The organism is Microbacterium sp. NFH-22A-Y, from assembly GCF_021401375.1.
GTDB lineage: Bacteria > Actinomycetota > Actinomycetes > Actinomycetales > Microbacteriaceae > Microbacterium > Microbacterium hominis.
Map to the genome: position 1 here is coordinate 716,905 of NZ_JACBGF010000001.1, position 25,713 is coordinate 742,617.

32 protein-coding genes are annotated in these 25,713 nt (G+C 70.9%); 20 read left to right on the plus strand and 12 right to left on the minus strand.

What is annotated here, in order from left to right:
* On the plus strand, window positions 1-987 hold the full coding sequence (locus L0965_RS03250) for a 1,4-dihydroxy-2-naphthoate polyprenyltransferase (RefSeq protein WP_101305637.1): 987 nt from the start codon (window positions 1-3) through the stop codon (window positions 985-987).
* A 26-nt stretch (window positions 988-1,013) separates the two neighbouring features.
* On the opposite strand, the gene L0965_RS03255 is transcribed toward L0965_RS03250, so the two are convergent.
* On the minus strand, window positions 1,014-1,292 hold the full coding sequence (locus L0965_RS03255; protein ID WP_101305638.1) for a DUF4229 domain-containing protein: 279 nt from the start codon (window positions 1,290-1,292) through the stop codon (window positions 1,014-1,016).
* An 84-nt stretch (window positions 1,293-1,376) separates the two neighbouring features.
* Here L0965_RS03255 and L0965_RS03260 point away from each other — a divergent pair, with 84 nt between their 5' ends.
* From L0965_RS03260 to L0965_RS03270, 3 genes are read left to right on the plus strand one after another with little or no spacing between them, the layout of a single operon-like run.
* Entirely contained in the window at window positions 1,377-1,790 is a 414-nt protein-coding gene (locus tag L0965_RS03260) for a PLD nuclease N-terminal domain-containing protein (protein WP_061782303.1), read from the plus strand.
* Window position 1,791: 1 nt separating this feature from the next.
* A complete protein-coding gene (gene menD, locus L0965_RS03265) occupies window positions 1,792-3,597 on the plus strand; it encodes a 2-succinyl-5-enolpyruvyl-6-hydroxy-3-cyclohexene-1-carboxylic-acid synthase (protein ID WP_101305639.1) in 1,806 nt (601 codons plus the stop codon).
* Window positions 3,598-3,636: 39 nt separating this feature from the next.
* Window positions 3,637-4,500: a polyphosphate kinase 2 family protein gene (locus L0965_RS03270; protein ID WP_060960363.1), complete on the plus strand. Its 864-nt coding sequence runs from the start codon at window positions 3,637-3,639 to the stop codon at window positions 4,498-4,500.
* A gap of 52 nt (window positions 4,501-4,552) precedes the next feature.
* On the opposite strand, the gene L0965_RS03275 is transcribed toward L0965_RS03270, so the two are convergent.
* Window positions 4,553-5,815: an isochorismate synthase MenF gene (locus L0965_RS03275; RefSeq protein ID WP_101305640.1), complete on the minus strand. Its 1,263-nt coding sequence runs from the start codon at window positions 5,813-5,815 to the stop codon at window positions 4,553-4,555.
* Window positions 5,816-5,883: 68 nt separating this feature from the next.
* Here L0965_RS03275 and L0965_RS03280 point away from each other — a divergent pair, with 68 nt between their 5' ends.
* The 8 genes from L0965_RS03280 (at window position 5,884) to L0965_RS03315 (ending at window position 14,646) form a co-directional block, all read left to right on the plus strand.
* Window positions 5,884-6,471: a YgaC family protein gene (locus tag L0965_RS03280; protein WP_101305641.1), complete on the plus strand. Its 588-nt coding sequence runs from the start codon at window positions 5,884-5,886 to the stop codon at window positions 6,469-6,471.
* 9 nt (window positions 6,472-6,480) lie between these two features.
* Window positions 6,481-7,194: a demethylmenaquinone methyltransferase gene (locus L0965_RS03285; protein WP_101305642.1), complete on the plus strand. Its 714-nt coding sequence runs from the start codon at window positions 6,481-6,483 to the stop codon at window positions 7,192-7,194.
* A 44-nt stretch (window positions 7,195-7,238) separates the two neighbouring features.
* Window positions 7,239-8,300, plus strand: a complete 1,062-nt coding sequence (locus tag L0965_RS03290) for a polyprenyl synthetase family protein (RefSeq protein ID WP_082734227.1) — start codon at window positions 7,239-7,241, stop codon at window positions 8,298-8,300.
* A 64-nt stretch (window positions 8,301-8,364) separates the two neighbouring features.
* A complete protein-coding gene (locus L0965_RS03295) occupies window positions 8,365-9,738 on the plus strand; it encodes an FAD-dependent oxidoreductase (protein ID WP_060960368.1) in 1,374 nt (457 codons plus the stop codon).
* 196 nt (window positions 9,739-9,934) lie between these two features.
* Complete coding sequence (locus L0965_RS03300; RefSeq protein WP_101305643.1) at window positions 9,935-10,633, plus strand: type IV toxin-antitoxin system AbiEi family antitoxin domain-containing protein; 699 nt, start codon at window positions 9,935-9,937, stop codon at window positions 10,631-10,633.
* 133 nt (window positions 10,634-10,766) lie between these two features.
* On the plus strand, window positions 10,767-11,726 hold the full coding sequence (locus tag L0965_RS03305; protein WP_060960370.1) for an alpha/beta hydrolase: 960 nt from the start codon (window positions 10,767-10,769) through the stop codon (window positions 11,724-11,726).
* A 211-nt stretch (window positions 11,727-11,937) separates the two neighbouring features.
* Window positions 11,938-13,698 (plus strand): long-chain fatty acid--CoA ligase, encoded by a 1,761-nt coding sequence (locus L0965_RS03310; protein ID WP_101305644.1) that lies wholly within the window; start codon window positions 11,938-11,940, stop codon window positions 13,696-13,698.
* A gap of 72 nt (window positions 13,699-13,770) precedes the next feature.
* A complete protein-coding gene (locus tag L0965_RS03315) occupies window positions 13,771-14,646 on the plus strand; it encodes a DUF1295 domain-containing protein (protein ID WP_101305645.1) in 876 nt (291 codons plus the stop codon).
* 17 nt (window positions 14,647-14,663) lie between these two features.
* Here the strand turns inward: L0965_RS03315 and L0965_RS03320 are convergent, their stop codons facing one another.
* Window positions 14,664-15,149: a YajQ family cyclic di-GMP-binding protein gene (locus L0965_RS03320; protein WP_101305646.1), complete on the minus strand. Its 486-nt coding sequence runs from the start codon at window positions 15,147-15,149 to the stop codon at window positions 14,664-14,666.
* 61 nt (window positions 15,150-15,210) lie between these two features.
* On the opposite strand from L0965_RS03320, the gene L0965_RS03325 reads away from it, so the two are divergent.
* The 8 genes from L0965_RS03325 to L0965_RS03360 all read left to right on the plus strand — a co-directional run bounded on the left by L0965_RS03325 (window position 15,211) and on the right by L0965_RS03360 (window position 19,200).
* Window positions 15,211-15,381 carry a hypothetical protein gene (locus L0965_RS03325; RefSeq protein ID WP_234057910.1) on the plus strand — a complete coding sequence of 57 codons (171 nt, stop codon included), beginning with the start codon at window positions 15,211-15,213 and terminating at the stop codon, window positions 15,379-15,381.
* Between the two features lie 64 nt (window positions 15,382-15,445).
* Window positions 15,446-15,784, plus strand: a complete 339-nt coding sequence (locus L0965_RS03330) for a hypothetical protein (protein ID WP_234057911.1) — start codon at window positions 15,446-15,448, stop codon at window positions 15,782-15,784.
* 17 nt (window positions 15,785-15,801) lie between these two features.
* Window positions 15,802-16,149, plus strand: coding sequence for a hypothetical protein (locus L0965_RS03335; RefSeq protein WP_234057912.1), 348 nt, complete (start codon window positions 15,802-15,804; stop codon window positions 16,147-16,149).
* Window positions 16,146-16,904 carry a hypothetical protein gene (locus L0965_RS03340; RefSeq protein WP_234057913.1) on the plus strand — a complete coding sequence of 253 codons (759 nt, stop codon included), beginning with the start codon at window positions 16,146-16,148 and terminating at the stop codon, window positions 16,902-16,904. The genes L0965_RS03335 and L0965_RS03340 overlap by 4 nt, the downstream gene beginning before the upstream one ends.
* Window positions 16,892-17,809 (plus strand): site-specific integrase, encoded by a 918-nt coding sequence (locus L0965_RS03345; RefSeq protein ID WP_234057914.1) that lies wholly within the window; start codon window positions 16,892-16,894, stop codon window positions 17,807-17,809. Before L0965_RS03340 ends, L0965_RS03345 begins: the two co-directional genes overlap by 13 nt.
* Before the next feature lie 9 nt (window positions 17,810-17,818).
* On the plus strand, window positions 17,819-18,118 hold the full coding sequence (locus L0965_RS03350; RefSeq protein ID WP_234057915.1) for a hypothetical protein: 300 nt from the start codon (window positions 17,819-17,821) through the stop codon (window positions 18,116-18,118).
* A gap of 10 nt (window positions 18,119-18,128) precedes the next feature.
* Window positions 18,129-18,401, plus strand: coding sequence for a hypothetical protein (locus L0965_RS03355; RefSeq protein WP_234057916.1), 273 nt, complete (start codon window positions 18,129-18,131; stop codon window positions 18,399-18,401).
* Window positions 18,402-18,453: 52 nt separating this feature from the next.
* Window positions 18,454-19,200, plus strand: coding sequence for an SGNH/GDSL hydrolase family protein (locus L0965_RS03360; RefSeq protein WP_234057917.1), 747 nt, complete (start codon window positions 18,454-18,456; stop codon window positions 19,198-19,200).
* Window positions 19,201-19,260: 60 nt separating this feature from the next.
* On the opposite strand, the gene L0965_RS03365 is transcribed toward L0965_RS03360, so the two are convergent.
* The 9 genes from L0965_RS03365 to L0965_RS03405 all read right to left on the minus strand — a co-directional run bounded on the left by L0965_RS03365 (window position 19,261) and on the right by L0965_RS03405 (window position 25,635).
* Entirely contained in the window at window positions 19,261-20,178 is a 918-nt protein-coding gene (locus tag L0965_RS03365; protein WP_234057918.1) for a hypothetical protein, read from the minus strand.
* A complete protein-coding gene (locus L0965_RS03370; RefSeq protein ID WP_308192894.1) occupies window positions 20,175-21,866 on the minus strand; it encodes a hypothetical protein in 1,692 nt (563 codons plus the stop codon). Before L0965_RS03370 ends, L0965_RS03365 begins: the two co-directional genes overlap by 4 nt.
* Window positions 21,830-22,141: a hypothetical protein gene (locus tag L0965_RS03375; protein ID WP_234057920.1), complete on the minus strand. Its 312-nt coding sequence runs from the start codon at window positions 22,139-22,141 to the stop codon at window positions 21,830-21,832. Before L0965_RS03375 ends, L0965_RS03370 begins: the two co-directional genes overlap by 37 nt.
* Window positions 22,142-22,151: 10 nt before the next feature.
* Window positions 22,152-22,397: a hypothetical protein gene (locus tag L0965_RS03380; RefSeq protein WP_234057921.1), complete on the minus strand. Its 246-nt coding sequence runs from the start codon at window positions 22,395-22,397 to the stop codon at window positions 22,152-22,154.
* Between the two features lie 176 nt (window positions 22,398-22,573).
* Window positions 22,574-22,939 carry a hypothetical protein gene (locus L0965_RS03385; protein ID WP_234057922.1) on the minus strand — a complete coding sequence of 122 codons (366 nt, stop codon included), beginning with the start codon at window positions 22,937-22,939 and terminating at the stop codon, window positions 22,574-22,576.
* A 2-nt stretch (window positions 22,940-22,941) separates the two neighbouring features.
* Window positions 22,942-23,367, minus strand: coding sequence for a hypothetical protein (locus tag L0965_RS03390; RefSeq protein WP_234057923.1), 426 nt, complete (start codon window positions 23,365-23,367; stop codon window positions 22,942-22,944).
* Window positions 23,364-23,840 carry a hypothetical protein gene (locus L0965_RS03395; RefSeq protein ID WP_234057924.1) on the minus strand — a complete coding sequence of 159 codons (477 nt, stop codon included), beginning with the start codon at window positions 23,838-23,840 and terminating at the stop codon, window positions 23,364-23,366. Before L0965_RS03395 ends, L0965_RS03390 begins: the two co-directional genes overlap by 4 nt.
* Complete coding sequence (locus L0965_RS03400; protein ID WP_234057925.1) at window positions 23,837-24,754, minus strand: M23 family metallopeptidase; 918 nt, start codon at window positions 24,752-24,754, stop codon at window positions 23,837-23,839. The genes L0965_RS03395 and L0965_RS03400 overlap by 4 nt, the downstream gene beginning before the upstream one ends.
* Window positions 24,751-25,635, minus strand: coding sequence for a hypothetical protein (locus L0965_RS03405; RefSeq protein ID WP_234057926.1), 885 nt, complete (start codon window positions 25,633-25,635; stop codon window positions 24,751-24,753). The genes L0965_RS03400 and L0965_RS03405 overlap by 4 nt, the downstream gene beginning before the upstream one ends.
* Between the last annotated feature and the right edge of the window lie 78 nt (window positions 25,636-25,713).

The following is a 25,713-nucleotide window of genomic DNA, read 5'->3' on the forward strand; positions in this document are numbered from 1 at the left end:
GTGGCAGGCAGCACCCGCAAGAAGAAGGCCCGTTCGGGACGGCGCTCCGCGGCGCACACGCCGCGCGGCAATCCGCAGAGGGCGCAGCTCTCCGGCGACCCCGCGCACGTCGAGCGCGCCACCGCGCGCGACTGGATCGGCGCGGCGCGCCTGCGCACCCTGCCCCTCGCCGTCTCGCCCGTGCTCATCGGCACCGGCGCGGCGCTGCTCGGCGGGATGCCGCTGCGCTGGGTGGTCGCGCTGTGCTGCCTCGTCGTCGCGGTGTCGATCCAGATCGGCGTCAACTACGCGAACGACTACAGCGACGGCATCCGTGGCACCGACGACCACCGCGTCGGGCCGGCGCGGCTCACCGCGTCGCGCAAGGCGCAGCCGCGCACCGTCCTGATCGTCGCGCTCGTCTTCTTCGGCATCGCGGCGGCCGCCGGTATCGCCCTCATCGTGCGCACGGGGTACTGGTGGATGGCGCTGATCGGCGCCGCGTGCCTGGTGGCGGCCTGGTTCTACACCGGCGGCAAGCGTCCCTACGGGTACGCCGGTCTCGGCGAGCTGTTCGTCTTCGTCTTCTTCGGCCTGGTGGCCACGGTCGGCACCACCTTCGTCCAGGTCGGCACCGTGCCGCAGGAGAGCTGGTTTGGCGGCGTGATCGCCGGGCTCCTCGCCTGCGCCGTGCTCCTGGCCAACAACCTCCGCGACATCGATCAGGACCGCCTCGCCGGAAAGCGCACGCTCACGGTGCGTATCGGGCGCCGGGCGACGCAGATCCTGTTCACGGTGCTGGTGGTCGGCGCCTTCGCGATCGTGGCGTTCCTGGCGGTCTTCTACCCGCTCGCCTGGCTGGCGCTGCTCGCGCTCATCCCCGCGGCCTGCGCCGTCCTGATCGTCTGGACCTATCGCGCGCCGCGGGAGCTGGTCGTGGCGCTCGGGCTGACGTCGCTGACGTCGCTGGCCGTCGCGGCGCTGCTGTTCTGGGCGTTCACGGGCTGACGGCACCGGTCACCCGGCGCCCGCGCTCACTCCGTCGGTGCCGCGGCGGCCTGGTCGGCCGCGGCATCCTCGACGTCTTCGTCGGTCGCGGCGCGGCGCGCGCGACGCTCGGCGAGGCCCGCGGTCAGATCGTCGAGCGGACGGCGCAGGAACAGCACCGACAGGCTCAGGCCGATGAGGGCGGCGAAGATCGCCGACAGCCAGTAGTACTCGCGCATGACCGGGAACAGCATCATGATCCCGAACGGCACCACGAACACCAGGAGACGCAGCACGCTGTAGACGAGGGCCGAACGGACACGCATGCCTCCAGCCTACGCGCGTCGTCCATGCGCCCGTACCCGTGCCCGCGCCCGCCGAGGATGCCGGCGCGCGCCTAGGATGGAGGGGTGGTGCGCATTCTGCTGCCTCTGGCGCTGTTGCTGATCGCCTTCTGGGTGTACAGCATCGTCGACTGCGCCCTGCAGCCGCCGACGCGCCATCGCGGCGTCAGCAAGCCGGTCTGGATCCTGCTCGTGGTGCTGCTGCCCATCATCGGCGGCGTGATGTGGTTCGTGGTCGGTCGCGGCCGTCCCCAGCGGGCGAGCACCTTCCGCGCCCCCGACGACAACCCCGACTTCCTCGGCAGCCTGGGCGCGATCTCGATCGCCGACCAGGACGAGCGCATCCGCCGCCTGGAGGCGGAGCTGGCCGCCCTCGACTCCGAGGGCCCGGAGCCCGACCGCCGGCGCGGCGCCGGCGACGAACCCGCGACCGCCCCGGACGACGACCCCGACGAGAACCGTCGCGGCAGCGCCGCCTGACATGGACGAGAGCCCTCTCGCCGGTCGCGCGCCGGCGACGGATGCCGCCGCGGCGCTCCTGGGGCGCCTCGTCGAGCTCGGCGTGGGGCACGTGGTCGTCAGCCCGGGATCGCGCTCGCAGGCGCTGGCCCTCGTCGCGGCCGAGCTGGAGAGCCGCGGCGCCGTGCGCGTGCACGTGCGCATCGACGAACGGGTCGCCGGCTTCACGGCGCTCGGCGTCGGGCGCGAGTCGGGCATGCCCGCGGTCGTCGTGTGCACCTCCGGCACCGCGGTCGCCAATCTCCTTCCCGCCGCACTGGAGGCGCACCATGCCGGTGTCCCGCTGATCCTGCTGACGGCCGACCGTCCGCCCGAGCTGCGCGGCGTCGGCGCCAACCAGACCACCCGCCAGCCCGGCATGTTCGCTCCGAACATGCGGCTGGAGGAGGATCTGCCGGTGCCGGACGAGGTGGATGCCGACGGCACCGGGGAGCAGTCCGCCATGCTGCGGCGGGTGGCGGAAGACGCGGTCGCCGCGGCGCTCGGCGCGGGCACCCGTCAGGCCGGGCCCGTGCACCTCAACCTGCCGCTGCGCGACCCGCTGGCCGGCGGCCTGCCGCCGTGGCTCGGCACGCCGGAGCTCGAGCTGGACACCGCGCCCGTCGGGCCCGACGTCGCCGCGGAGGATCCGGTCCAGATCGAGCCGTCGGGCGCGCTGTACCAGGGCGGCGGCGGCATCGGCGAGTCGAACCTGCCGACCGATCCCGACGGCGACCCCCATGTGCTCGTGCGCGGACCGCGCACCGTGGTGATCGCCGGCGCGGATGCCGGGACCGGCGCCGAGGCGCTGGCGCACGCCGGCGGGTGGCCGCTCGTCGCCGAGATCGTCAGCGGGGCGCGGTTCGGCCGCAACCTCGTGCACGGCTACCGCCGCCTGCTCCGCGACCCGGAGCTCGGCGGTCGCATCGAACGCGCCGTCGTGTTCGGGCATCCGACGCTCAGTCGCGAGGTCGTCGCGGTGCTCTCGCGCGACGATGTCGAGGTGCTCGCGGTGCGCGGGCCGGGGGAGCCCCTCAATCTCAACGGGTCGTCGATCGCGGTCGATGCGGTCGTCGCCGCCGTGGGCGACGTCGACCGCGACTGGTTCGGCGCGTGGATGCGGGCGTCGCGCGCGGCATCCGTCGATCTCGCGCCGCCGGCGCCCGACGCCGAGGCCCTGTCGTCGGCCGTTCCCGCCGAACGGCTGGGGGCGATCGCGTCGGAACTGGCGATCGCGCGCAGGCCGATCGACCGGGTCGCGCTGGTCGACGCCGTCTGGCGGGCCACCTGGCCGCACGACCGGCTGCTGTTCGCGTCGTCGCGGCTGGTGCGGGTCGCCGACGAGGTGCTCGGCGGCAAGAAGGTCCCGGTCCACGCCAACCGCGGACTGGCGGGCATCGACGGCACGATCGCCACCGGGACCGGCATCGCCCTCGCGAGTCAGGCGACCGCGGCGGTCGGGGTGACCCGGGTGCTGACGGGAGACCTCGCCTTCCTCCACGACGTAGGGGCGCTGCTGCTGCCGGTCGGTGAGGAGGCCCCGCGCCTCCAGGTGGTCGTCGGCAACGACGGGGGCGGGACGATCTTCGACGGTCTCGAGGTCGCGTCGGTGGCCGCGCCGTCCGCGATGGAGCGGGTGCTCTACACGCCGCAGGACGTCGACGTCGCCGCGCTCGCCGCGGCCTACGGCTGGGACTACGTCCGCGCCGCGACGCGGACCGAGCTGGATCAGGCGCTCACCGCCCGCGTGGCCGGCCGTCAGATCGTCGAGGTCGCGCTCGATCGCTGAGCCCTGGCCGAAACCCCGGGGTCGCGCCATGATGTGGTGATGACCGCGAGAAGCCAGAAGCACTGGAGCGCCGACCCCGCCGACATCCTCCGCGCCGACCCCGGATTCCGCCTCGCCGACCTCGACCCGTCCTCGACGCCGGGGTACGAGGAGGGCAAGAGCAGCGGCCGGTCGGACCTCGAGGCGGGCGCCGACGAGCTGGACGAGCTGCAGGAGCGCCTGTACGCGCAGAGCCGCATCCAGGAGGACGCCCCCGCCGTGCTCCTCGTGCTCCAGGCGATGGACTCCGCCGGCAAGGGCGGCATCGTCCGCCACGTCGTCGGCTCGGTGGATCCCCAGGGCATCGCGCTCGCCGCCTTCAAGAAGCCCACGCCGGAGGAGCTCGCGCACGACTTCCTGTGGCGCATCGACAAGCGCGTGCCGGCGCCGGGCCTCATCGGCGTCTTCGACCGCTCCCACTACGAGGACGTCCTCATCGGGCGGGTGCGCGCGCTGGCCCCGGCCGAGGAGATCGAGCGCCGCTACGGGGCGATCGTCGACTTCGAGAAGGGCCTCACCGACCGCGGCATCCGCCTCGTGAAGGTGATGCTGCACATCTCCGCCGACGAGCAGAAGGAGCGGCTGCGGGAGCGGCTGGACCGTCCCGACAAGCACTGGAAGTACAACCCCGGCGACGTCGACGAGCGGCAGCGCTGGGACGAGTACATGGCGGCCTACCAGACGGTCTTCGAGCGGACGTCCACGCCGAACGCCCCGTGGCACGTCGTGCCCGCGAACCGCAAGTGGTACGCGCGCCTCGCCGTCCAGGCGCTCCTGCTCGACGCCCTCGAGGACGTCGATCCGCAGTGGCCCGCGGCGGACTTCGACGTGGAGGCCGAGAAGGTCCGCCTCGCCGCGACCTGAGCCCGCGGCGCCCGGTCGTTGAGCGCGGCGCGCAGCGCCGAGGCGAAACGCCCTACGCCAGCGCGTCGACGATCGGCCGGAACTTCACGCGGGTCTCCAGCATCTCGGCCTCGGGGTCGCTGCCCGCGACGATCCCCGCGCCCGCGTGGGCGCGGAACGGGATGCCGCCGGCATCCGTCGCCGCGAGGTCGAACTGCGCCCCGCGCAGCGCGATGGCCCACTCCCCGTCGCCGTGGGCGTCGACCCACCCGACCGGGCCCGCGTACCGCCCCCGGTCGAACGGCTCGATGCGGCGGATGGCCGCGAGCGCCGCGGCCGTCGGTGTTCCGGCGACGGCCGCCGTGGGATGCAGCACGCCCAGCAGATCGAGCGCCGACGTCTCGGGCGAGGTGGTCGCCTCGACGTCGGTGGCGAGGTGCCAGACGTTGGGCAGGGCGAGGGTGAAGGGCTGTTCGGCGGCGGCCAGCGCGCTCGTGTGCGGGGTGAGCGCGTCGACGAGGCTGCGGACGGCGTACTGATGCTCCGCCAGGTCCTTCGCGCTGGTGGCGAGGCGCAGGGCCGCCTCGCGATCGGCATCCGGACCCGAACCGCGCGCCACCGTGCCGGCGAGCACGCGCGCGGTGACCTGGCCCCCGGAGACCGTCACGAGCGTCTCGGGGCTGGCTCCGATGAGACCGTCGACCGCGTAGACCCAGGTGTCGGGGTAGGCCGAGGCGAGGGAGCGCACCAGCCGGCGCAGGTCGGCGTCGGCCGGCACCGTGCCCGCCAGCTCGCGGGCGAGGACGACTTTGCTGACCTCGCCCGAGGCGATCGCCGCGAGGCCCGCGCGCACCGCGTCCTGGTAGCCCTCGGGGGTGAGCGCGCCGGGGCCGACCGCGGCCGACCAGTGCGGTCCGTAGCCGATGGCGCGAGGCTCGTCGGGTTCGGGGGCGCCCTCCTCGGGCAGCACCCACGACGCCCACGTGCGCCCGTCGCGCGAGCCCACGGTCAGCAGCGGCACGGTGAGGACGGCCGACGAGGCGGACTGCGTGTCGAAGGGGAGTGCGCCGAAGGCGATCAGCCCCGTTCCCGGCGCCCGGACGTGGTCGTCGACCACCGCCGCCGCCGCGACCTCGCGCCAGCGGTCGGCGAGGGTCGCGGCATCCGTCGCCGAGGCCGTGAGCGTCAGGGCGGAGCCGACACCGACCAGCCACGAGCTGCGCCGGGTCCACACCAGCGGATCGGCCGGGTCGGCGTACTCGAGCGGGTCGTCGATGGGGGCGATCTCGCGGGTCACGATGCGCAGACGGGGCGGACGGGACGGCGCGGAACTCACCCGTTCAGCCTAATCCGCCCCGTCCGCGCCGGCCGCGGCGACGGTGGCGGCCGGTTAGGCTCGCGACCATGACCGCTCGCCCCGCGCCCGGCACCCCGCTCGTCTTCCGCTGGCGCAAGTGGGACGGCGGCCCGCATTGGGAGCACGAGTGCGTGTTCCTCGGCAGCGACGAGCACGGCGACTGGGTCGGCCAGCGTGACGGCTGGCGCAGCGCGCGCCCCGGCGTCGACACGGTCAGCCTCGGCGACAACGTGACGCTCGTCCCGCCGAGCGGCGAGTATGCGGCGACCCTCAACGCGACCCACCCGCGCATCGCGATCTACATCGACATCGCGTGGGATCTGCGATGGGATGCCGCGGCCGACGCCGACGGCATCCCGACGCCGACGGGCATCGACATGGACCTCGACGTCGTGCGCGCCCGCGACGGCCGGGGCATCTGGATCGACGACCGCGACGAGTGGGACGAGCACCGCGTCCGGTATGGGTACCCGCGGGAGATCGTCGACCGCCTGGAGGACGTCGCGGTCGCGCTCGAGGCCGACGTCCGCGCGGAGCGGGCACCGTACGACGGCGCCACCGCCGCGCGCTGGCTGGCGGTGCTCGACGCGGTCGCGCCCGGCGGGGGCGCACCGTGGGCCGGGACCCGCGCCTAGGATCGAAGGGTGAGTGAGCACCGCGCCGACCTGGGCAAGGATCCGTCCCGCGTGAGCGGCATGTTCGACGAGGTCGCGGCGGGGTACGACCGCACGAACACGGTCCTCAGCCTCGGCAACGACCGCCTCTGGCGCATCGCCACGACGCGCGCCATCGCGCCCCGCCCGGGCCAGCGCGTCCTCGATCTGGCTGCGGGGACGGGCGCCAGTTCCGTGGCGATCGCCCGCAGCGGCGCCGAGGTCGTGGCCGGGGACTTCTCTCCCGGCATGATCGCCGAGGGTCGTCGCCGGCACGGCCACGTCCCGAACGTCACGTTCGTGGAGGCCGACGCGATGGCGTTGCCCTTCGCCGACGACGAGTTCGACGTCGTGACGATCTCGTTCGGGTTGCGCAACGTCAACGACCCCAAGAAGGCGCTCGCAGAGATGCTGCGCGTGACCGCGCCCGGGGGCAGGCTCGTCGTCTGCGAGTTCTCGCACCCGCAGAACGCGGCCTTCGCGGGCCTGTACCGCTTCTACAACGACCGGATCCTCCCGACCGTCGCCCGGACGGTGAGCTCCAACGCCGACGCGTACGACTACCTCAACGAGTCGATCAAGGACTGGCCCGACCAGGTGACCCTGTCGTCGTGGATCCGGGATGCCGGGTGGACCCGCGTCGCGCACCGCGATCTCACCTTCGGCATCGTGGCTCTGCACCGCGCGGTGAAGCCGCTGGTCTGAGCCCGCGGCGGGCGGGACCTGACGGCCGCGGGTAGGCTGGGATGGTGACTCCGAGCCCTTCCGCTGCCGGCGCGCGACTGACGGCCAATCTCGGCCTGACCGAGCGCGTGCTCGCCGGTCCCCGGATGCGCAAGCTCCTCGCGGTCGTCGAAGACGGCCTCGACCGCGTCGAGGACACCCTCGCCCGCGAACTGCGCGTGAGCGATGCGCTCGCCGACGCCACCACCCGCTACCTCTACGAGGCGGGCGGCAAGCGGGTGCGGCCCATGCTGACGCTGCTGACCGCGCAGCTCGGCGAGGGCACGACCGAGCAGGTCGTGACCGGTGCGACCGCGCTCGAGATGACGCATCTGGGCTCGCTCTACCACGACGACGTCATGGACGGCGCGGACGTGCGCCGCGGCGTCCCCAGCGCCCACGCGGTGTGGGGCAACAACGTCGCGATCCTCACCGGCGACCTCATGTTCTCGCGCGCCAGCCAGCTGATGGCGCAGATCGGCGAGCGGGCGATCCGCCTGCAGGCCGACACGTTCGAGCGTCTCGTGCTCGGTCAGATGCACGAGACCGTCGGCGCGCAGGCGGGCGAGGATCCGGTCGACTTCTACCTCCAGGTGCTGGCCGACAAGACGGGCTCGCTGATCGCGGCATCCGCCCAGGCAGGCATCCTGTTCTCGGACGCTCCGTCCGAGTACCGCCGGCCCGCGCTGGAGTACGGCGAGAAGGTGGGCGTCGCCTTCCAGCTGCTCGACGACGTCATCGACCTCTCCGACGATCCCGCACAGACCGGCAAGGTCCCCGGCACCGACCTGCGCGCCGGCGTTCCGACGATGCCGTATCTGCTGCTCGGACGCGCCTCCGACCCGGCGTCGCGCGCGCTGAAGGCGACGATCGACGACGGCGTGGCCCGCATCGCCGACGGCGCCGATCCGGCGATCCTCGATGAGGCGATGGAGCAGCTGCGCACCCACGCGGTCACGGAGGCGACCCGGGCGAAGGCGTACGAATGGGCGGATGCCGCGATCGAGGCGATCGACCCGCTCCCGGCCGGCCCCGTCCGCGACGCGCTCGTCAAACTCGCCCACGTCATCGTCGACCGCTCCAGCTGACCGCGTGTCGGCGCGGGCCGGCCGGCCCGGGCTCAACGACCGCAAGAACACGAAGGAAACACCCATGACCAAGCTGAGGCTGGCCATCGTCGGCGCGGGTCCTGCCGGCATCTACGCGGCGGACATCCTGCTGAAGGCGGAGCGCAAGTTCGACGTCTCGATCGACCTGTTCGACCACCTCCCGGCCCCGTACGGGCTCGTCCGCTACGGCGTGGCGCCCGACCACCCCCGCATCAAGGGCATCATCACGGCCCTGCGCGACGTGCTCGACCGCGGCGACATCCGCATCTTCGGCAATGTCCGCTTCGGCGAGGACATCACCCTCGACGACCTCAAGCAGCACTACAACGCCGTCATCTTCGCGACCGGCGCGATCAAGGACGCCGAGCTCGACATCCCGGGCATCGACGCCGTCGGCTCGTTCGGCGCGGCCGACTTCGTCAGCTGGTACGACGGCCACCCCGACTTCCCGCGCGAATGGCCGCTGGATGCGGCATCCGTCGCCGTCATCGGCAACGGCAACGTCGCGCTCGACGTCGCCCGCGTGCTCGCCAAGCACGCCGAGGACCTCCTGGTCACCGAGATCCCCGCGAACGTGCACGCCGGGCTCGAGGCGTCGCAGGTCACCGACGTGCACGTGTTCGGCCGCCGCGGCCCGGCGCAGGTGAAGTTCACGCCGCTCGAGCTGCGCGAGCTCGGTGAGCTGCGCGACGTCGACATGGTCGTCTACGACGAGGACTTCGACTACGACGAGGCCTCGCGCGCCGCGGTCGCGAGCAACAAGCAGGTCATGGTCATCGACCGCGTGCTGCAGTCGTGGCGTCAGCGCCCGGGCGTGAACAACGCCGGCGGTGAGGCGTCCCGTCGGCTGCACCTGCACTTCTGGGCCAAGCCGGTCGAGGTCAAGACCGACGACACCGGGCGCGTCGCGGCCCTCGTCTACGAGCGCACCCGTCCCGATGCGGAGGGCGGCGTCGTCGGCACCGGCGAGCTGCGCGAGGTGCCGATCCAGCAGCTCTACCGTGCCGTCGGGTACTTCGGCTCCCCGCTTCCCGGCGTCCCGTTCGACAAGAAGCACGGCGTGATCCCGAACCACGAGGGCCAGGTGCTGCACAAGGACTCCAACGAGCGTGTCCCCGGTGTGTATGCCACGGGCTGGATCAAGCGCGGTCCGGTGGGACTGATCGGCCACACCAAGTCCGACGCGATGGAGACGATCAGCCACCTCATCAACGACCAGGCGTCGTGGTGGCAGCCAGCCGATCCCTCCGCCGAGGCGATCCCGGCGCTGCTGGAGTCGCGCGGGGTCGCGTGGACGGATCTCGACGGCTGGCACCGCCTGGACGAGCACGAGGTCGCCCTCGGGGCGGCCCAGGACCGCGCCCGCATCAAGGTTGTCGACCGCGACGAGATGGTCCGGGTCTCCCGCGGCGAGTAAGCCGTCGGTTCGGGAGGACATTTCGCGTCGGGAGGTCGTTTTCGCGGCATCCATCCTCCGGAACGGAAATCTCCTCGGTTGGCGCGCACGGGTCGGCCTGCTTCGGCTCCTCCCCAGCGGGGCGAAAGCGACAGGTTGTGCACGGATGCCGCGGCGTGCGTGGTCGCCGGATGTGGCTCGGGTCACGATGTCGCACATGGATGCCGCGACGTGGGCCCGCGAGCGCGGGGGCGTGGTCCGCAGCGAACGGATCGGGCGAGCCGGATACGGGCGCGGTGCGCTCGACCGTGCGGTGGCGCGGCGGGAGCTGGTGCGCGTGGCCCGCGGCTGGCTGGCCGTACCGGATGCCGACCCGCACCTGATCGCGGCGGCACGGTCGGGCGTGGTGATCTCGTGCGTGACGCAGGCGCGCCGGCGCGGGTGGTGGGTGCGCGACGACGACACGCGGGTCCACGTCGCCGCTCACGCGCACGCGGGGAGGGCGCCGACGGCCACCGCGGTCGTGCACTGGGCGCGGCCGGTGGTTCCGCGGCATCCGGATGCCCTGGTCGATGCCCCCGAGAACGTGCTCGCTGCTGTCGCCGCGTGCCAGCCGTTCGAGGTCGCGTTGGCGGTGTGGGAGTCGGCGCTGCGGAATGCGGAGATGGATGCCGCGGCGCTCGCGCGGCTTCGTCTTCCGGCCTGTGCGCGCCGCGTGCTCGCCGCGGCGGAGGTCTGGTCCGACTCGGGGCTCGAGACCTTCGTCGTGCCCCGGCTGCGGTGGATGCGTCTGCCGCTGCGGCGCCAGATCTGGATCGCCGGCCACCGCGTCGATCTGCTCATCGGTGAGCGGCTCGTCCTGCAGATCGACGGCGGCCATCATGTCGGGCCGCAACGGCTCCACCGTGCACGATGAACCGCTCGGGAGGAGATTTCGCGTCTGGAGGTCGTCTTGGCGGCATCCGTCCTCCCGAGGAGAAATCTCCTCCGCTCACGCCGGCGAGGCCGGCATCCGTGCCGCGCACGGGTCCCGCCGATAGGCTGGCGGCATGGCGGGCGGGTGGGGCGCAGACATCCTCGGGCCGGGCTTCGAACAGCTCACGCTCGAGCTCGAGGCGGACGCCGGTCCCGCCACCCTCGTGCGCTCCCTCCCGCGGATGCCGTGGCTGCGCGCCCTGAACGGCGTCGACGTGCTGTACGTGCACGGGTGGTCGGACTACTTCTTCCAGACCGGGCTGGCCCGGCTGTGGACAGGCCTCGGCGCCCGGTTCTACGCGCTCGACCTGCACGGCTACGGGCGCAGCCTGCGCCCTGGCCAGACCCCCGGCTACGTCGCCGCCCTCGAGGACTACGACGGCGACATCGCGGCGGCGCTGGCCGCGATGGGACACGACGGCGCGAGCCGGCGACGGCTCGTGCTCCTGGGGCATTCCACGGGCGGGCTGACGCTCAGCCTGTGGGCGGCGCGGCATCCGGGCGTCGCGAGCGCCGTCGTGCTCAACAGTCCGTGGCTCGAACTGCAGACCGGCACGATCGGGCGTCAGGCGATCGCCCCGCTCATCGAGATGCGCGCGCGCTTCGACCCGCTCGGGGCGCACCCCGTCGTCGACCTCGGCTTCTACACCCGCGCGCAGCGCGAGCTCGGCACCCTGCCCGACAGCCCTGAGGGGTGGCGGCCCGAACGCGGGTTCCCGACCCATCCGGGCTGGCTGGCCGCGGTCATGCGTGGCCACGCCACGGTCGCCGCGGGCGTGACGATCGACGCGCCCGTGCTCACGATGCTCTCGACCGGGTCGACCTCGCCCGTGCTGTGGAGCGCGCAGATGACCTCGACCGACAGTGTGCTCGTCGTCGACGACATCGCCCGCGCCGCGACGCGGTTGGGTCCGCTGGTGACGGTCGCGCGCATCGACGGCGCGATCCACGACGTTTTCCTGTCGGCCCCCGGCCCGAGGGATGCCGCGTACGCCGCGCTCCGGCGCTGGCTCCTGTCCGGCGCGATCTCCTGATCAGGCCGTCGGCGAGGGCGCCGGTGAGGGCGTGGGTGTGACGGCGGGCCGACCGAACGCGCCCGCTCAGCTACACATACGTCGACCGTAATGCAACCCCTCCGGGGCTGTTTCCGCGGCGTGCGAGGATGTCGCTGCGGATATCCCATCCGATCGGGCCTCGGCTCCGAACACCAGGTAGCCACGCCCCATCCGAAGGAGAGCTCTGCCCGTGAGAGAAGCGACGACCGCGCCACTGGCCGACCTGACCGCCTACCGCAACGTCACCGACCTCCTCGTCCGCCGCGTCGCGGAGGCACCCGACCACGTCGCGTTCGACGTGCGCAGCGCCGGCGCGAGCTGGCGCGGTGTCCGCACCGCCGCCTTCGCCGACGAGGTGCGCGCCGTGGCCAAGGGGCTGCTCGCCGGAGGGCTCCAGGCGGGGGATGCCGTGGCGATCATGGCTCCGACCCGGTACGAGTGGGCGGTCGCCGACCTCGCGGTCTGGTTCGCGGGCGGCGTCGTCGTGCCCGTCTACGACTCCTCGGCGCCGAGCCAGGTGGCGGCGATCGTCGACGACGCGCAGGTGCGCGTCGCCTTCTGCGGAGACGCGCGTTCCCGCGCCGCGCTGGAGCAGGCCGGCCTCGCGACGGTGATCTCGCTGGCCGACGGTCTGCCCGCGCTCATCGCGAGCGGGGCCGCCGTCGGCGACGACGCGCTGGAGCGGGCCCGGACGCAGGCCGGACCCGGATCGCCCGCGACGATCGTCTACACCTCCGGCACCAGCGGCACGCCGAAGGGCGTCGTGCTCACCCACGAGAACTTCCTGGGGCAGGTGCTCAACATCGCGGCCGCCTACTCCGACATCGTGCGTGCCGACGGCAGCACCGTGATCTTCCTCCCGCTGGCGCACGTGCTCGCCCGCGGGCTGCAGCTGATCTGCCTGGCGAGCGGCATGCGCATCGCCCACCTCTCCGAGCCGTCGGAGGTCGTCGCGTCGCTGTCGGTCCTGCGCCCGACCTTCCTGGTCGTGGTCCCGCGCATCCTGGAGAAGATCGCCGCGGCCGCCGGTGCCAAGGCCGCCGAGAAGCGTCTGGGCGGAGCGTGGTCCGCGGCGGCGCGGACCGCCGTGCAGGCCGCGCGCCGGGAGGAGCGGATCGACGACGGCGAGGTCCCGGCATCCTCGTGGAGCCTGTCGCTGCGTCGGCGCCTGTTCGACGCGCTGTTCTACCGTCGTATCCGCGCGCTCATGGGCGGGCGGATCCGTTACGTCCTCTCCGGAGGCGCCACCCTGCCGTCGCGGCTGTCGCTGCTGTTCCGGGGGATGGGCATCCCCGTCATCGAGGGCTACGGCCTGACCGAGACGACGGCGCCGCTCACCGGCAACCTCCCGGGGCGCATCCGCTCCGGCACGGTGGGCGTGCCGCTGCCCGGCTCGACCGTGCGCATCTCCGACGACGGCGAAGTGCTCGCCAAGGGCGTCGGCGTGTTCTCCGGCTACCGCAACCCGGACGATGACCGTGAGGCGTTCGTGGACGGCTTCTTCCGCACCGGCGATCTCGGCACGCTCGACGAGCGCGGCCGGCTGGTGCTGCAGGGCCGGGTGAAGGATGTCGTGACCACCTCCGGCGGCAAGACCGTCGCGCCCGCGCGCTGGGAGGCGGCGATCGAGGAGCACCCGCTCATCTCGTCCGCGGTCACCGTGGGGGAGGGGCGCCCCTACCTGACCGCGCTGATCGTGCTCGATCAGGACGCCGTGACCTCGGCCCACGACGGCCGCAGCGTCGCCCTCGACGACCCGGATCTGCGGGCGGCCGTGCAGCGCGCCGTCGACGACGCGAACACGCTGGTCTCGCGCAGCGAGCAGGTGCGCCGCTTCGCGCTCGTGTTCGCGGATGCCGAGGACCGCGAGATCGTCACACCCACCCTCAAGATCCGTCGGCGCGAGCTGCTGAATCGCGAGTCGCGCACGATCGACGCCCTCTACAGCTGACCGCTCCGCCCCCTCCGTTTCCCCCCGTTCCCCCGTCCCACCCGCCCGACTCGTCCCACCCGGAGAGACCCCATGTCACAGCGCCCCGGAGCCATCCTCGTCACGATCCTCGTCGCCCTCGGTCTCGGCGCTGCGCTCGCCGTCGCCGGCAGCACCGCCGGACAGTCGCTCGGCGGCATCCCCCTGTTCGCCCTCGCCGTCGCCGCGGCCTTCACGATCCAGCTGATCGCGTACATCCCGGCGGTGCTGCTGCGCACGGAGAAGTTCTTCGACCTGACCGGCGGCCTGACCTTCGCGCTCGTCGCGGTGGGGCTGCTGATCGCGGTCGCACCCGCCGATGCGCGGGCCTGGGTGCTGGTCGCCATGATCGTGATCTGGGGCGTACGGCTGTCGGTGTTCCTGTTCGTCCGGGTGCACGCCCAGGGCTCGGACGGGCGCTTCGACGACATCAAGGTGAACCCGCTGGCGTTCCTGCGGGTGTGGATCATGCAGGGTCTCTGGGTCGCGGTCACGTCCTCGGCGGCGTGGGTGGGCATCACCGCGCGAGAGAGCCGGGGTTTCGACGTCTGGATCGTCGTCGGCGCGGTCGTCTGGCTCGCCGGTCTCGTGATCGAGATCGTCGCGGACGGGCAGAAGGCCGCGTTCCGGCGCGATCCCGCCAACACGGGCCGGTTCATCGACGTGGGCGTGTGGTCGTGGTCGCGGCATCCCAACTACTTCGGCGAGATCCTCGTGTGGGTGGGTGTCGCCGTCGTCGCGCTGCCCGCCGCGACCGGGTGGCAGTGGGTCACCCTCGTCTCGCCGGTGTTCGTCGTGCTGCTGCTGACCCGCGTGAGCGGCATCCCTCTGCTCGAGAAGCGCGCCGACGCCCGCTGGGGCGACGAGCCCGCCTACCGGGAGTACAAGCGGCGCACGCCCGTGCTGGTGCCGGGTCTCGGCCGCGGCTGAGCGCGCGGCCGGCGCCCTTACCGGTAGTTGGTGAACTGGAGGTCGACGTCGAGGTCGGCGGCCTTCAGCATCCGCTGCACCTCCTGCAGGTCGTCGCGCGACTTGGACTGCACGCGCAACTCGTCGCCCTGGATCTGCGCCTTGACCGACTTGGGTCCCTCGTCGCGGATCATCTTGCTGATCTTCTTCGCGTCCTCCGAGGAGATGCCCTCCTTGAGCGTGGAGGTGATGCGGTACTCCTTGCCGGATGCCTGCGGCTCGCCCGAGTCGAGCGACTTGAGTGAGATGCCCCGCTTGATCAGCTTCGTCTGGAACACGTCGAGCACGGCCTTCGCGCGCTCCTCGCTGTTGGCCTTGATGAGGATCGCCTCGCCGCTCCAGTCGATGGAGGCGTCGGTCCCCTTGAAGTCGTAGCGCTGCTCGACCTCCTTGCGTGCCTGGTTGAGCGCGTTGTCCGCCTCCTGGCGATCGATCTTGGAGACGATGTCGAAAGAGCTATCCATACTTCAGTGGTAGCACAGTCGATCTGCGCCGAGCCACCGCCGCCGCGGGTACGCTCCCCTCGTGGACGATGCTGACGACTACGCGGGCGAACCGACGTGCGACGTCTGCGGCACCGTCATGCACCCCGCGGACGGCGGCTACCAGTGTCGCTACTGCGGGCACTTCGAGGACATCCCCTGGATCGAGCGGCCTGCCGCCGGCGACGAGCTGCCCGGCATCCGCGGAGGCTGATCAGCAGCTCCCGACCCTGTATAGGTGTAGACAAACAGGCGCGCCCTTCTGTATAGTCCTATACATGAACATGGCGATCACCCGCACCGAGACCACCATCGACGGTCTCCCCGCGATCACCTGGACCCTCACCAACGACGGTGAACCGATCGGCCGCCTCGACGCGCACACCTCCGGCCTAATCCTGAATATCGAGGTCGACGAGGCCCACCGCGGCGAAGGCCACGCGCGCCGCCTCTACGACACCGCGGACATCGACCTCCTGCACGCGCCCGCATGGGGTCGCACCTACGAGGGCAACCTCTTCGCCGGCGCAATGGGCGGCGACACGATGGGTGACGAGCAGGCATGCGAGATCCTCGGTCTGGACCTCGACATCGTCACCGGCGCCGCGTTCATCTGACCCGCCAAGGAGACACCATGAGCACCTTCGACCCTCACGCCTACCTCGGCCCCTTCGCCGCCGATGCGAGCGACGAGCAGAAGAGCGCCCTGACCCGCGCGGCCCGCATGGTTGACGCCCGCTACCCTGGCCCGGATGACGACTCGGAGCAGGCGATGTCTGGGGCCGCGCAGATCATCCTCGGCGATGACTCCCTCGAAGGACTCGCGGCCACTTACGTCCGCGCGCGGAGGGCCGAGCGGGATGCGATGGCGCAGCTGGTGGGTGCGATCATCGCGGAGTCCGGGAAGAACGCCAGCGAGGTGGCCCTCGCCGACCGTTCGGGCCTGACGCGCGTGACGGTGCGGAAGGCGCTGGGGAAGTGAGGACCGGCCCGTCGCGGATGCCGCAAGTGCGCGCCGCGTTGCGCCGCACCCTCGCCGACCGCCCGCCCCGGGCCCGTCTCCCCGGGATGCCCACCCCGGTGTGGACTCCGTCGATCGCCGCCCTGCGAGCCCAGCTGTACTGGGTGTCGGACGAGATGGCGCAGGTCGCGGTCGCCGCAGCCCGTACGCTCCCCCCAGACACGCAGATCGAACCACCCGCAACCGCCGGCCTACTGCTCTGGGACCGGTACGTCGAAGAACCCCTCCTCGCCGGCGTGAAGCCGGTGCAGGGTGCACTGTGGTGGGTGGAAGACGGGACCGTGTGGGGCTGCTACCTCTCCGACCTCTACCCGCTCGACGTATCCCCTCCCGTGCAGTTGCAGAATCCGCAGGGCCGAGCGCCCTCTCCTACCGCGTGGGTGCTCGCTGCGACGTGGGCGCTCATGATGCAACCGATCGCGACGACCCGCATCACCCGCGCCCGCCAGAGTTCGGGGGCGGCTGCGCGCGGCGCATTGCCCCCTCAGCCCGTGTCGATCATCGCGCTGCGTCCCACAACGCCGACTCCATCTGAGCAGTCCGCCCTCTCCGAAGCTCACGCGCATCATGTGCGGTGGGTGGTCCGCGGCCACTGGCGACAGCAGCCGGTCGGCGAGGGTCGCGCGCAACGGCGGCTTACCTGGGTCACCCCGCACATCAAGGGCCCGCCCGAGGCTCCGCTACGCGCCGAAAGGGTGCACGTATGGCGGCGCTGACCCTCCACCAGGCCGCCGACGACTTCCTCGCCTCCCACCCGCCGCGCACCGCCGCCCGCTACCGGTTCGAGCTGCGCACCTTCCTGACCTGGTGCGACATGTGTCACCTTTCGCTGTGGGACGTGCGGCGGGTGCACATCGAATCCTTCGGCCGCTGGTGCATCGACGTGCGCGGCATCAGCGTGTCCACCGCATCGAACTACGTCGGGACGGTCTGCCGGCTCTTCCGGTACGCCCACGACGAGGGAATAATCCCCGCCGACCCGGGACGCCTCGTCAACCGCGGTGGTCGCCGCCGATACGCGGCAGGGAACTGGCTGACCGCCTCACAACTGCGCACGCTCCTGGACGCACCCGCGCACCCCGACGTCCACGCCGCAATCTGCCTCACGGCCCTCAGCGGCCTCCGCATCGGCGAAGCGATCGTGCTCACAGTCGACGACGTCACGACCGTCAGCGAACACGTGTGCGTGAGGCTCGCGAACCGGAAGTACGTGCCCGGTGGGCAACTCCTCGCCCTCCCACCCCGCACGATCACCGCGGTCACCGCACTCACCTCGAAGCGGACAACCGGGCTCCTGCTCCGCATCCCTTCGCACGGAGGAGGGCCACCCATCGCAAGAGGCGAACGGGAGCGTAGAGACATCTCACGTCTGCGGTGGGAACTCGCGAGGCTCTGCGTCCAGCACGACCTCCCTAGAATCACCCCGCACGCGCTACGGCGCACCTTCATCACCCTCGCCCGGGACGCGGGCGTGAGCGACCGCGACATCATGGCGTCCGCGGGATGGACCGATCCTCGGATGCTCACCTACTACGACCGCGCCAGCTTCGCGATCACCCGAGACGCCGGCACCCAACTGTCAACGTGGCTGGACTCAACCGATGTCGGCGGGGCTCCCTAAGCTCGCCCCGTGTCCCGCCACGGTCTCGACCCCGACACTGCTCTCGACGTGCTCCTGTCCGCGATCTGCTCACGCAACCGCTACACCACCGACCCCGGACCCGTCATCGATGAGCTGCGCGCCGCCGCAGGCGATCGGCTCGACATCCTCGCGCGCGTCGCCGGATCATGGGCCGGGTACTACGGCGACGAGCACACCCGGACGTTCAGCGAGGCGCTGCTCGAGATCACCGGCGCGGACGCGTGGGTGGCGCTCGGCCGGGAGCGGCGGGAGGCTCCCGTGCACGGCGCCCCGCAGGTGCGACCGTAGGCTGGTGGGCATGCTGACCGGCCTCATCCGCCCCGTGGAGACCCGCACCGTCAACGTCGAAGGCGACTCCCTCGCCGACATCCACGGCAAGCTCACCGCGCAGGTGCCGGCCGGGTGGGAGCTCACGAAAGCACCCGTCACCATGACCGCCGGGTCTACCGCACTCACCGCGACCGGCGCCATCGAACGACGTGACGGGCTCCGCGAGATCGAAGCCGACACCATGACCCAGCTCGAGGCGAAGGTGCCCGAAGGGTGGCAGCTCCTCAGCGTCCGCGAATAGCGACGGTCGTCCAGATCGGGAGCGTGCCCACGGTCACGCTAATCTGGCGGGCATGGGGAAGAGTAAGCGCCGTTCGCGGCGTCGGAGCAGCGACCGTGCTGGCTGGATCGTCTTGGGGCTCGTTGGCCTCGTCGCTGTCGTCGGAGGACTGACCGTCGCGGCGCTGACGGTGAACCGCGCTCCGAGCACGGTCGCAGATGTCACCAAGCCGTCTCCCGCAGCGTCCGCCACCTCGACGCCCGCGCCCGCGCAGCGCGTCGCGTTCCTCGGCGACTCGTGGGCCGGCGGTACTGGCGCCGACCCGTCCGGGCCACGGAACGGCTACCCCGGATTGACCGGCTCGGCGCTGGGGTGGGAGTGGAAGGCGTTCCAGGGCGGCGGAACCGGCTACACCCAGGGCAACGACAAGGGCGAGGGCCCGTTCCAATCCCGCGTTGACGCGGTCGTGCAGTACGCGCCCACCGTCGTCGTCGTGCAGGGCAGCAGCAACGACCTCACCTCCGACTTCGCGACCGTGAATGCGGCGGCCTCCGAGGTCTTCGCGTCGCTCCGTGCGCAACTCCCGAATGCGAGGATCTACGCGCTCGGCGCGATCAACTCGCCGGCGTCGCCCGCATCGCAGATGGACATGGTGCGGTCGGCGGTGAGCGCCGCGGCATCCGCCAACGGGGTCACCTGGATCGACGGGAACGCGGAGGGGTGGCTCGACGTCGCCACAGACTTCGCCGACGGCTTCCACCCCAACAACCAGGGGCACGCGAAGGTCGCGCAGCACCTCGCCGCGGTGCTCGGGGGCTAGACGAAACGCAAAGAAGCCCCGGCAATCTCCGAAGAGATCACCGGGGCTTCTGAGTTCGAGTCAGATCGCGGGGGTGGTGAAGGTGTCACCGTTGAAGCGACCACCAGCGCCGAAGGCGAGCGTCCACGCCGCCTGGTCTGCGATCGCCGCTTGCGCGAACGTGCGGCCGGAGACGGTCAGATCCTCGAGGTGCATGCGGTAGAAGATCCACGAGGGTGCCTTGTTGAAGTTGCCGGAGTTGCTGTTCTGCGACGCTCCCGCCTTCGACGTCGACCCCCAGTACATCCCGGGGTTGAACGACGACGACGTGACGGTTCCGACCTGACCCGATGCGCCGAACTCGCTGTAGTCGTTGCCGAGCGTGTTGATCGCCAGCAGCGACGCGGACCCGAGGCCGACGCCGTTCTGCTTGACGCCCGCCGCGTCCCCGTGCAGGCGAACGAGGTAGTTCGCCGCCGGGCTCGCGTTGTTCTGGATCGCCGCGAGCAGCAGCGACGACGAACCGGACGCTGCGACACGGGTGATGCGCGACCAGACGGACACGAAGTAGTTGTGCGTCAAGTTCGCGAGCAGGTAGGTGCGGATCGCGGAGGGGAGCAGGATGTATGCGCCCTGGTCCGCGGCGGTGATGTTCGTCTGGGAGACGATGCCATGCAGGCCACCCTTGCTGGTCCGCTCGAACGCGCTCGTCGTCCCGGCGACGTGACCGGAGTCCGTCGTGAAGGTCGCCGCGAGCGAGCTCGACGTGCCCGAGCCGAGCAGCGCGGCGGCATCTTCCCATGCGGCGTTCGGGATCGCGAGGCCCGTAGCCGCGCCGGCCGCCGACGGCGTGTAGGAGTGGTTCATGTCCCAGATGCCGAGGAGGCCCTTAGCCGCCCGAGACGACGCGACGGGCATCGCGAGGTCCGGGTTGAACAGCGGGAGCGTCGTGTCGGTGATAGCGACAGCGGATGCGATCTTGGTTCCGGAAGGCATCATGCCCATCCCTTCTGTGCGAGGAACTGGCGCACCAGTGTCCCGATGATGAGGTATCCGTAGTCGTTGAGGTGCACGGCGTCGGAGCGGAACGAGGTCGGGGTGATCCCGTTCGAGATGTCGGTGATGTCCTGGCTGGTCTTCGTGATCCCGGCCATCGTGAACGCGGCATCGGTTCGGAGGAACCCGGCACCGTCGATCCAGTTGTTCGGGAACGCGGCCGCGAGTGCCGCGTTCGCGGCATCCAGCTTCGTCCGTGTGGCCCCGGAGCCGATGGTCTCACCCGACTGCGGGGGGATCGACAGCACCCAGAATCGCTTCTGGTAGGCGCGCATCTTGTTCACCATCGACTGCATGTTCGCGACGATCACGGATGGTGCGACATCAGGGAAGTCGTTACGCCCCGCCCAGAACCCCTGGATGCTGTTGCCGTAGGTAGCGATGACGTCAGGGACGAACGCGGTCGCGCCCGTCAGTGACACAGCCGATCCCGCAGTGTCGCGAGTGAACGTGTACGCGGACAGGGCCGCGGTGCGATCCGATCCGGCGGGAGCTGTCAGCGTGCCGTGGACGCCCCCGATGGTACCGGTGCGAGAGTATGCCCCCGCGGCCCCGAAGAGTAGGTCGAGAGACACGACGACTGTCTGTGCGGATGTCGTCGCGGCGATCGAGTCCCCCGAGAACGTGACGCTCGCCGGACTACCTCCCTGCCGGGCCGCGATCTGAGTTGACGTTTGCCCGCCCGAACCATCGTTCGCGACGGCCTTCCCGAGCAGCTTCGCCAGCACAGCCGGGTAGCCCGATCCGCTCACCGTGGACCCCGTGCCGGCGGTCAGGGAGTCACCAACGGCGTAGAACGAGGTCGCTTCCGACAGGAGCGGATAGGTTGCGCCGCCCGCGGCCGGGATGCACAGCTGCGCGCGCCGAGCGACGGGGTCGCCCTGGTCCGAACGGAAGATCACGACATCCGAGCTGTCGATGATCGGAGACGTGTTCTGCCCCACGGTCGTCAGCTGCACCTTCGCGCCCGTTGAGCGGCTGGTCGAGAACAACTGAGCCGAGCCGTTCGCATCCGCTTCCACGGTGATGATGTAGTTCGCGTTGACCGCGGCGGGCGATGCGGGGATGCCCTTCGCGAACATTGACCCATCCACGCGAGTACCGGCGATGATCCGCCCCACCGAGTCGACAGTGCTGCTGAGCATGCCGGACTCGACCGGCAGGGCACTCGGGATGCCGGCCTGGATGTCGGCTGAGAGCATCGACATCGTGATCGTCCCGGCGGGTGCGGTGAAAGCCTTGCCGAACTGCACCGTGCCATCGGGGGTGATGCTCAGGAGCACGCGCCCAGCGGAATCGGTGAACACGATCACCGTGCCGGACTCGGGCGGCGTAGCCACCACCCCCACCCCTCCCAGGGCGAGCGCGATGTTCGCTGCCGCGGTGACGACGTCCGGCATCGCTGCGAGAACCGGAGCGATGAGACCGGGCACCTCCGCGAGCCGTGCCAGGACGGGCAGCGAACCCCACGCCGCGACTCCATCGGAGATGACCACGCGTCCAGTGTCGGTTTCGACCCCGAGTTCGCCAGCGGCGGGAACGGTCGTGTTCGCTGCTCGTGCCGCGGCAGTGCCGCGCTTCCAAGGTCGTGCCATCAGAAGCTCCCCCCGTCGTAGCCGGCGTCTCCCCATGCGAGGCCAGTGGGCGTTTTGATGAGGGCCTGCCCATCGGAACCACCGACAGGTAGTACTGCGAACCTGGCCGACGCTGCGAGCGCATCACGACCTTCCGGTGTGTTCGGGACGATCGCATCAGGGGCCAGGTAGCCGACCGAGAGGACGTCGCCGATCGCGTTGACCTTCAGGTTGGACGCCTGCATGTCGTCGGCGGGGCCCGGCTTGCCCGACCCGGGCGCACCATCACCAGCCGCCACATCAGTGCGGAGATGCTCATCAATCAGACCCATGCGGGGCTCCTCAGTACACGTTGCGGGTGAGCTCGACGATCCGCTGCTGGATGAGCGCGTCGAGAGTGGATGTGGTCGGGTTCGGCTGGTAGGTCGCCGGGTCGACCGGGATCAGGTCAGCGAGACTCGTCGCATCCTCAGGAATCAGGACAGGGCCTGAGTGATAGCGGCCCATCTGTGTGGACGGGGGTGTCGGTTCGATCGTCACCGTCGCGTAACAGTTCGCATCCGTCGCGGGCACGTCCAGCTGCGCCACCGGTGCACCCTCTGTGATCGCGACCTCGAGAGTCGGTGAGAAGCGAACCTGCGAGCCGTCGATGGTCACCGCCGGGACCGTGGGAGCGGACCAGTATCGGACCCGCACCACGCCAGCCGGCACAGGCGTGTCAGCGCCGAGTTCCCGAGCCACCGCGGTGACGTCGAGAACCGGCATCAGTCGCCCTTCAGATCACGACGGAGAAGCTTCTCCGGGTCCCGCGGCGTCACGACGACGTCCTGCGCTGCACCTGCGACACCGGTCGGCTTCCACAGGCCGTAGTACGTCGACACGGACACCACGAACGTCGGCAGGGCGAGCATCAGCGCCGCACCGATGTCGTAGACGGCGCCCGAAGTGAGAGCGCGTGCGAGCTCGGTGAGCAGCGACGTGAGTAGCGTGAGCGCGGCGAGGAGCCACGCCTTCACCGCCGGCGACGTCACACGGGTCGTGACGAGGCCGACGAGGACAGGGAGGATGAACGCGATGATCAGCTGCACGACCGCGAGCGGGTCGAGCGTGAACGCGATGGAGGGGGTCATGACTACTCCTTGATAGGTTCGGTGTCCTCGAAAGGACCGGTGACGAGGTGGCCGAGGCCAAGGCGTTGCAGGATCGGGGACGGCAGCATGGGGAGGTCGCCGGGGCGTCCGCGCTGATCCCAGAGCCACAGCTGCGTTTCGCGGGCTCGGACGGCGTCGTGCATCTCGCGCGACTCGTCCTTCACCTTCTGCAGCGCTTCACGCATGGGAGCGACCTGCCGCTCGACCTCCGCCTCGATAGCCGCCCGCATGACGGCGGAGAGTTCGATCGCATCGTCCATCCGCGCCGCGAGCGCGGACTCCTGGACGTTCGTGGCGGCGACGGCCGTCTCGTCCTTCTTGCCGCGCAGAGCCAGGACCGCCGTGATGATCACGCCGGCGAGTACGAAGAGAGGGCTGAGCGCTCCGAGGAGCTCGAGGAAGGTCATCGTGTCGTCGTCCGCTTCTTGCGGGGCCCCTTGCGGCGTCGGTACTCCCGCCCAAGCCAGATGATCCGCCAGACGGGCAGCACCGTGACGGCAGCGCACACCCCGGCGATGAAGCCGCGCGCGGGATACTCCGACGTCGCCAGAGCGAGCAGCAGCGCCGCATACAGCAGCAGGATGAAGCTGAGCGTGCACTTGCTGATGAACTCGATCAGCCACAGCCGTGGGAACGCGACACCGATCAGACACCCGGCCGCGGCGATGAGAACAGCGACCGACGCGATCTGCGAGACCGTCTCGTTGTAGACGATCGCGAACGTCGGCATCCCCCCGTTGAGGCCAAGGATGCTCCCGAGGATGAGGGCGGCGTCGATCAGCGGAAGCACCCACCGCTTCACGTCCCGGGCGACCTCACCCTCCAACGCTGGGATCGCGTCGGGGTGCCAGATCATCGACGCCCAGAGCCGGCGGATCACTTCGCGAGCCGCTTCGCCTGCTCGTCCGCGGCGGCCTGCGCGATGCGGGCGACGTCGTCGTCGGAGAGCGGTGCGAGCATCCCGGGCAGCATGATCGCGATCGACTGCGCGAGGGCCTTCCGATCCTCATCGTCGAGCTCGACCGTGACGGGCTGCTTGCCCGCTGCGTCCAGCAGCGTTGCGAGCGCCTTCTCCATCCACTGGAAGATGTCGTACGGGACACCGTTGGGGCCGACTCGGAAGAGGCGGCTGTGGGTGTCACCGACCTCGGCGTAGAGGGTGTCGACCTTCGGGATGCTGAGGCCGGTGCGTTCCTGGCCGTCCAGGAGCGCAGCACGGATCTTCTCGAGGGTCGCTTCGATCCTCGCGTCGCGCGCGGCGTCTTCGGTCGTGTACATGTCGTCCTCCTCGAACGGTCGCGAGCTCGAGCCCGCCGTGTCGCCGCCCAGCGCGGCTCGGATGATGGGGCGCGGGTCGATCACATTCCCCGCGCGAGGGCTGTACGCCGTCGCCGGATTCGTCGACACGACGAAGTGGCAGTGGGCCCCGTCGGATGCGGAGCCCATGTAGTCGTCGCCCGCGTACTGGCTCGTAGACCGCGCGAGCGGCACGAGATCGTCGCCTGCCGTCAGCTGCGTCCCGTACCCGGGGAGGCTCCCCGTGCGCAGGTGGCAGTACGTGTGGAAGGTGCCGTCGCTGACACGCACGACGACGTACCCGCCGATCAGAGCACCCCGCCCCGACTGCACCACCATGCCGCTGACGAGCACCGGCACCGGGGCGAACCAGGACCGCCCGCCGACGTCCTGACCGATGTGGTAGCCGAGCGTGTACGGGTTGTCCTCGTTCGGTCCCGGCCGGTAGCCGAACGCGCGCGTCCACCGATCCTCCGCCCAGAATGCGCTCACGCTCATCCGAGGCTCCGGACCATGAACTCACCGTTCGCGCGGCCCACGCCGCCGATCGAGACAGTTCCCCCCGACGGGACGAGAACACCGCCACCCGGAATCCAGACGCGCAGCTTCGTGTTCGCGGCGAGGCTGATCGACGGGATCGAGAGCTTGACCATCTTGCTGAACGTCGGATGCGTCTCCACGGAATCCTGAGTGAGGATCTGAGCACCGTCGTCTCGGATGATGTACACCGCGATCGCCGGCTGCTTCGTCTTCGAATCCGCAGGGTCCACGTACGAAGCAGCTGCCGCAACCGCGAGGCGTGCCTCGATCGCATACCGGCCCGCATTGACGACCGTGATGTCGCCGGTTGATGCGGCATAGGTGAACCACCCCGCGGTCGCGACCGATTCGCCCGTGCCCGGCACCGACCACACGTCGACGTTGAGCGACCCACCCGGAGTGCGCGAGATCCCGGACACCAGGTCGATCGCAGGGTCCGTCGACAGCCACGACCCGACCCACCGGTACTCCTTGCCAGCGATCATCGCCACATCACCCGTGGTCAGCAGGGACGGGTTCGCCGTAGCCCACGAGTTCGCCGCCGTCAGGCTGGAGAACTGCAGACGCCCCGACGCGGGCACCCAGACGGTCCCGTCGATCGTGTACTCGATGCGGTGCAGGCCGGGAGCGTCCGCGCGCATCACGAACAGCGGATGCGAGGATGACGGTCCCAGACCCGCGGCGAGCATGTCGGTGACGAACTGGTCGCGTGCGGTCGCGTTCGCGACAGGGCGGATGTCGTTGATCGACAACCCGAACTGCGTGAAGAGCACCTCACGCGTGAAGCTGGCCTCGGACCCCTGCGGGATGATGTGGCCGCGGGCGTTAGTGGTGGGCATCAGGACTCGCTTCCCGCCCCGGCAGGGGCCGTGTTGTGCCAGGTGGCGTGGAGGACGGTGTCGGACACCACGCACCCG

Coding starts and splice junctions, on each gene's coding strand:
- L0965_RS03255 (WP_101305638.1), bottom strand. CDS start 1,292: ATGCGTGTCCGTTCGGCCCTCGTCTACAGCGTGCTGCGTCTCCTGGTG.
- menD (WP_101305639.1), top strand. CDS start 1,792: ATGGACGAGAGCCCTCTCGCCGGTCGCGCGCCGGCGACGGATGCCGCC.
- L0965_RS03270 (WP_060960363.1), top strand. CDS start 3,637: ATGACCGCGAGAAGCCAGAAGCACTGGAGCGCCGACCCCGCCGACATC.
- L0965_RS03280 (WP_101305641.1), top strand. CDS start 5,884: ATGACCGCTCGCCCCGCGCCCGGCACCCCGCTCGTCTTCCGCTGGCGC.
- L0965_RS03295 (WP_060960368.1), top strand. CDS start 8,365: ATGACCAAGCTGAGGCTGGCCATCGTCGGCGCGGGTCCTGCCGGCATC.
- L0965_RS03300 (WP_101305643.1), top strand. CDS start 9,935: ATGGATGCCGCGACGTGGGCCCGCGAGCGCGGGGGCGTGGTCCGCAGC.
- L0965_RS03305 (WP_060960370.1), top strand. CDS start 10,767: ATGGCGGGCGGGTGGGGCGCAGACATCCTCGGGCCGGGCTTCGAACAG.
- L0965_RS03315 (WP_101305645.1), top strand. CDS start 13,771: ATGTCACAGCGCCCCGGAGCCATCCTCGTCACGATCCTCGTCGCCCTC.
- L0965_RS03320 (WP_101305646.1), bottom strand. CDS start 15,149: ATGGATAGCTCTTTCGACATCGTCTCCAAGATCGATCGCCAGGAGGCG.
- L0965_RS03330 (WP_234057911.1), top strand. CDS start 15,446: ATGAACATGGCGATCACCCGCACCGAGACCACCATCGACGGTCTCCCC.
- L0965_RS03335 (WP_234057912.1), top strand. CDS start 15,802: ATGAGCACCTTCGACCCTCACGCCTACCTCGGCCCCTTCGCCGCCGAT.
- L0965_RS03345 (WP_234057914.1), top strand. CDS start 16,892: ATGGCGGCGCTGACCCTCCACCAGGCCGCCGACGACTTCCTCGCCTCC.
- L0965_RS03355 (WP_234057916.1), top strand. CDS start 18,129: ATGCTGACCGGCCTCATCCGCCCCGTGGAGACCCGCACCGTCAACGTC.
- L0965_RS03360 (WP_234057917.1), top strand. CDS start 18,454: ATGGGGAAGAGTAAGCGCCGTTCGCGGCGTCGGAGCAGCGACCGTGCT.
- L0965_RS03365 (WP_234057918.1), bottom strand. CDS start 20,178: ATGATGCCTTCCGGAACCAAGATCGCATCCGCTGTCGCTATCACCGAC.
- L0965_RS03370 (WP_308192894.1), bottom strand. CDS start 21,866: ATGGGGAGACGCCGGCTACGACGGGGGGAGCTTCTGATGGCACGACCT.
- L0965_RS03375 (WP_234057920.1), bottom strand. CDS start 22,141: ATGGGTCTGATTGATGAGCATCTCCGCACTGATGTGGCGGCTGGTGAT.
- L0965_RS03385 (WP_234057922.1), bottom strand. CDS start 22,939: ATGACCCCCTCCATCGCGTTCACGCTCGACCCGCTCGCGGTCGTGCAG.
- L0965_RS03390 (WP_234057923.1), bottom strand. CDS start 23,367: ATGACCTTCCTCGAGCTCCTCGGAGCGCTCAGCCCTCTCTTCGTACTC.
- L0965_RS03400 (WP_234057925.1), bottom strand. CDS start 24,754: ATGAGCGTGAGCGCATTCTGGGCGGAGGATCGGTGGACGCGCGCGTTC.
- L0965_RS03405 (WP_234057926.1), bottom strand. CDS start 25,635: ATGCCCACCACTAACGCCCGCGGCCACATCATCCCGCAGGGGTCCGAG.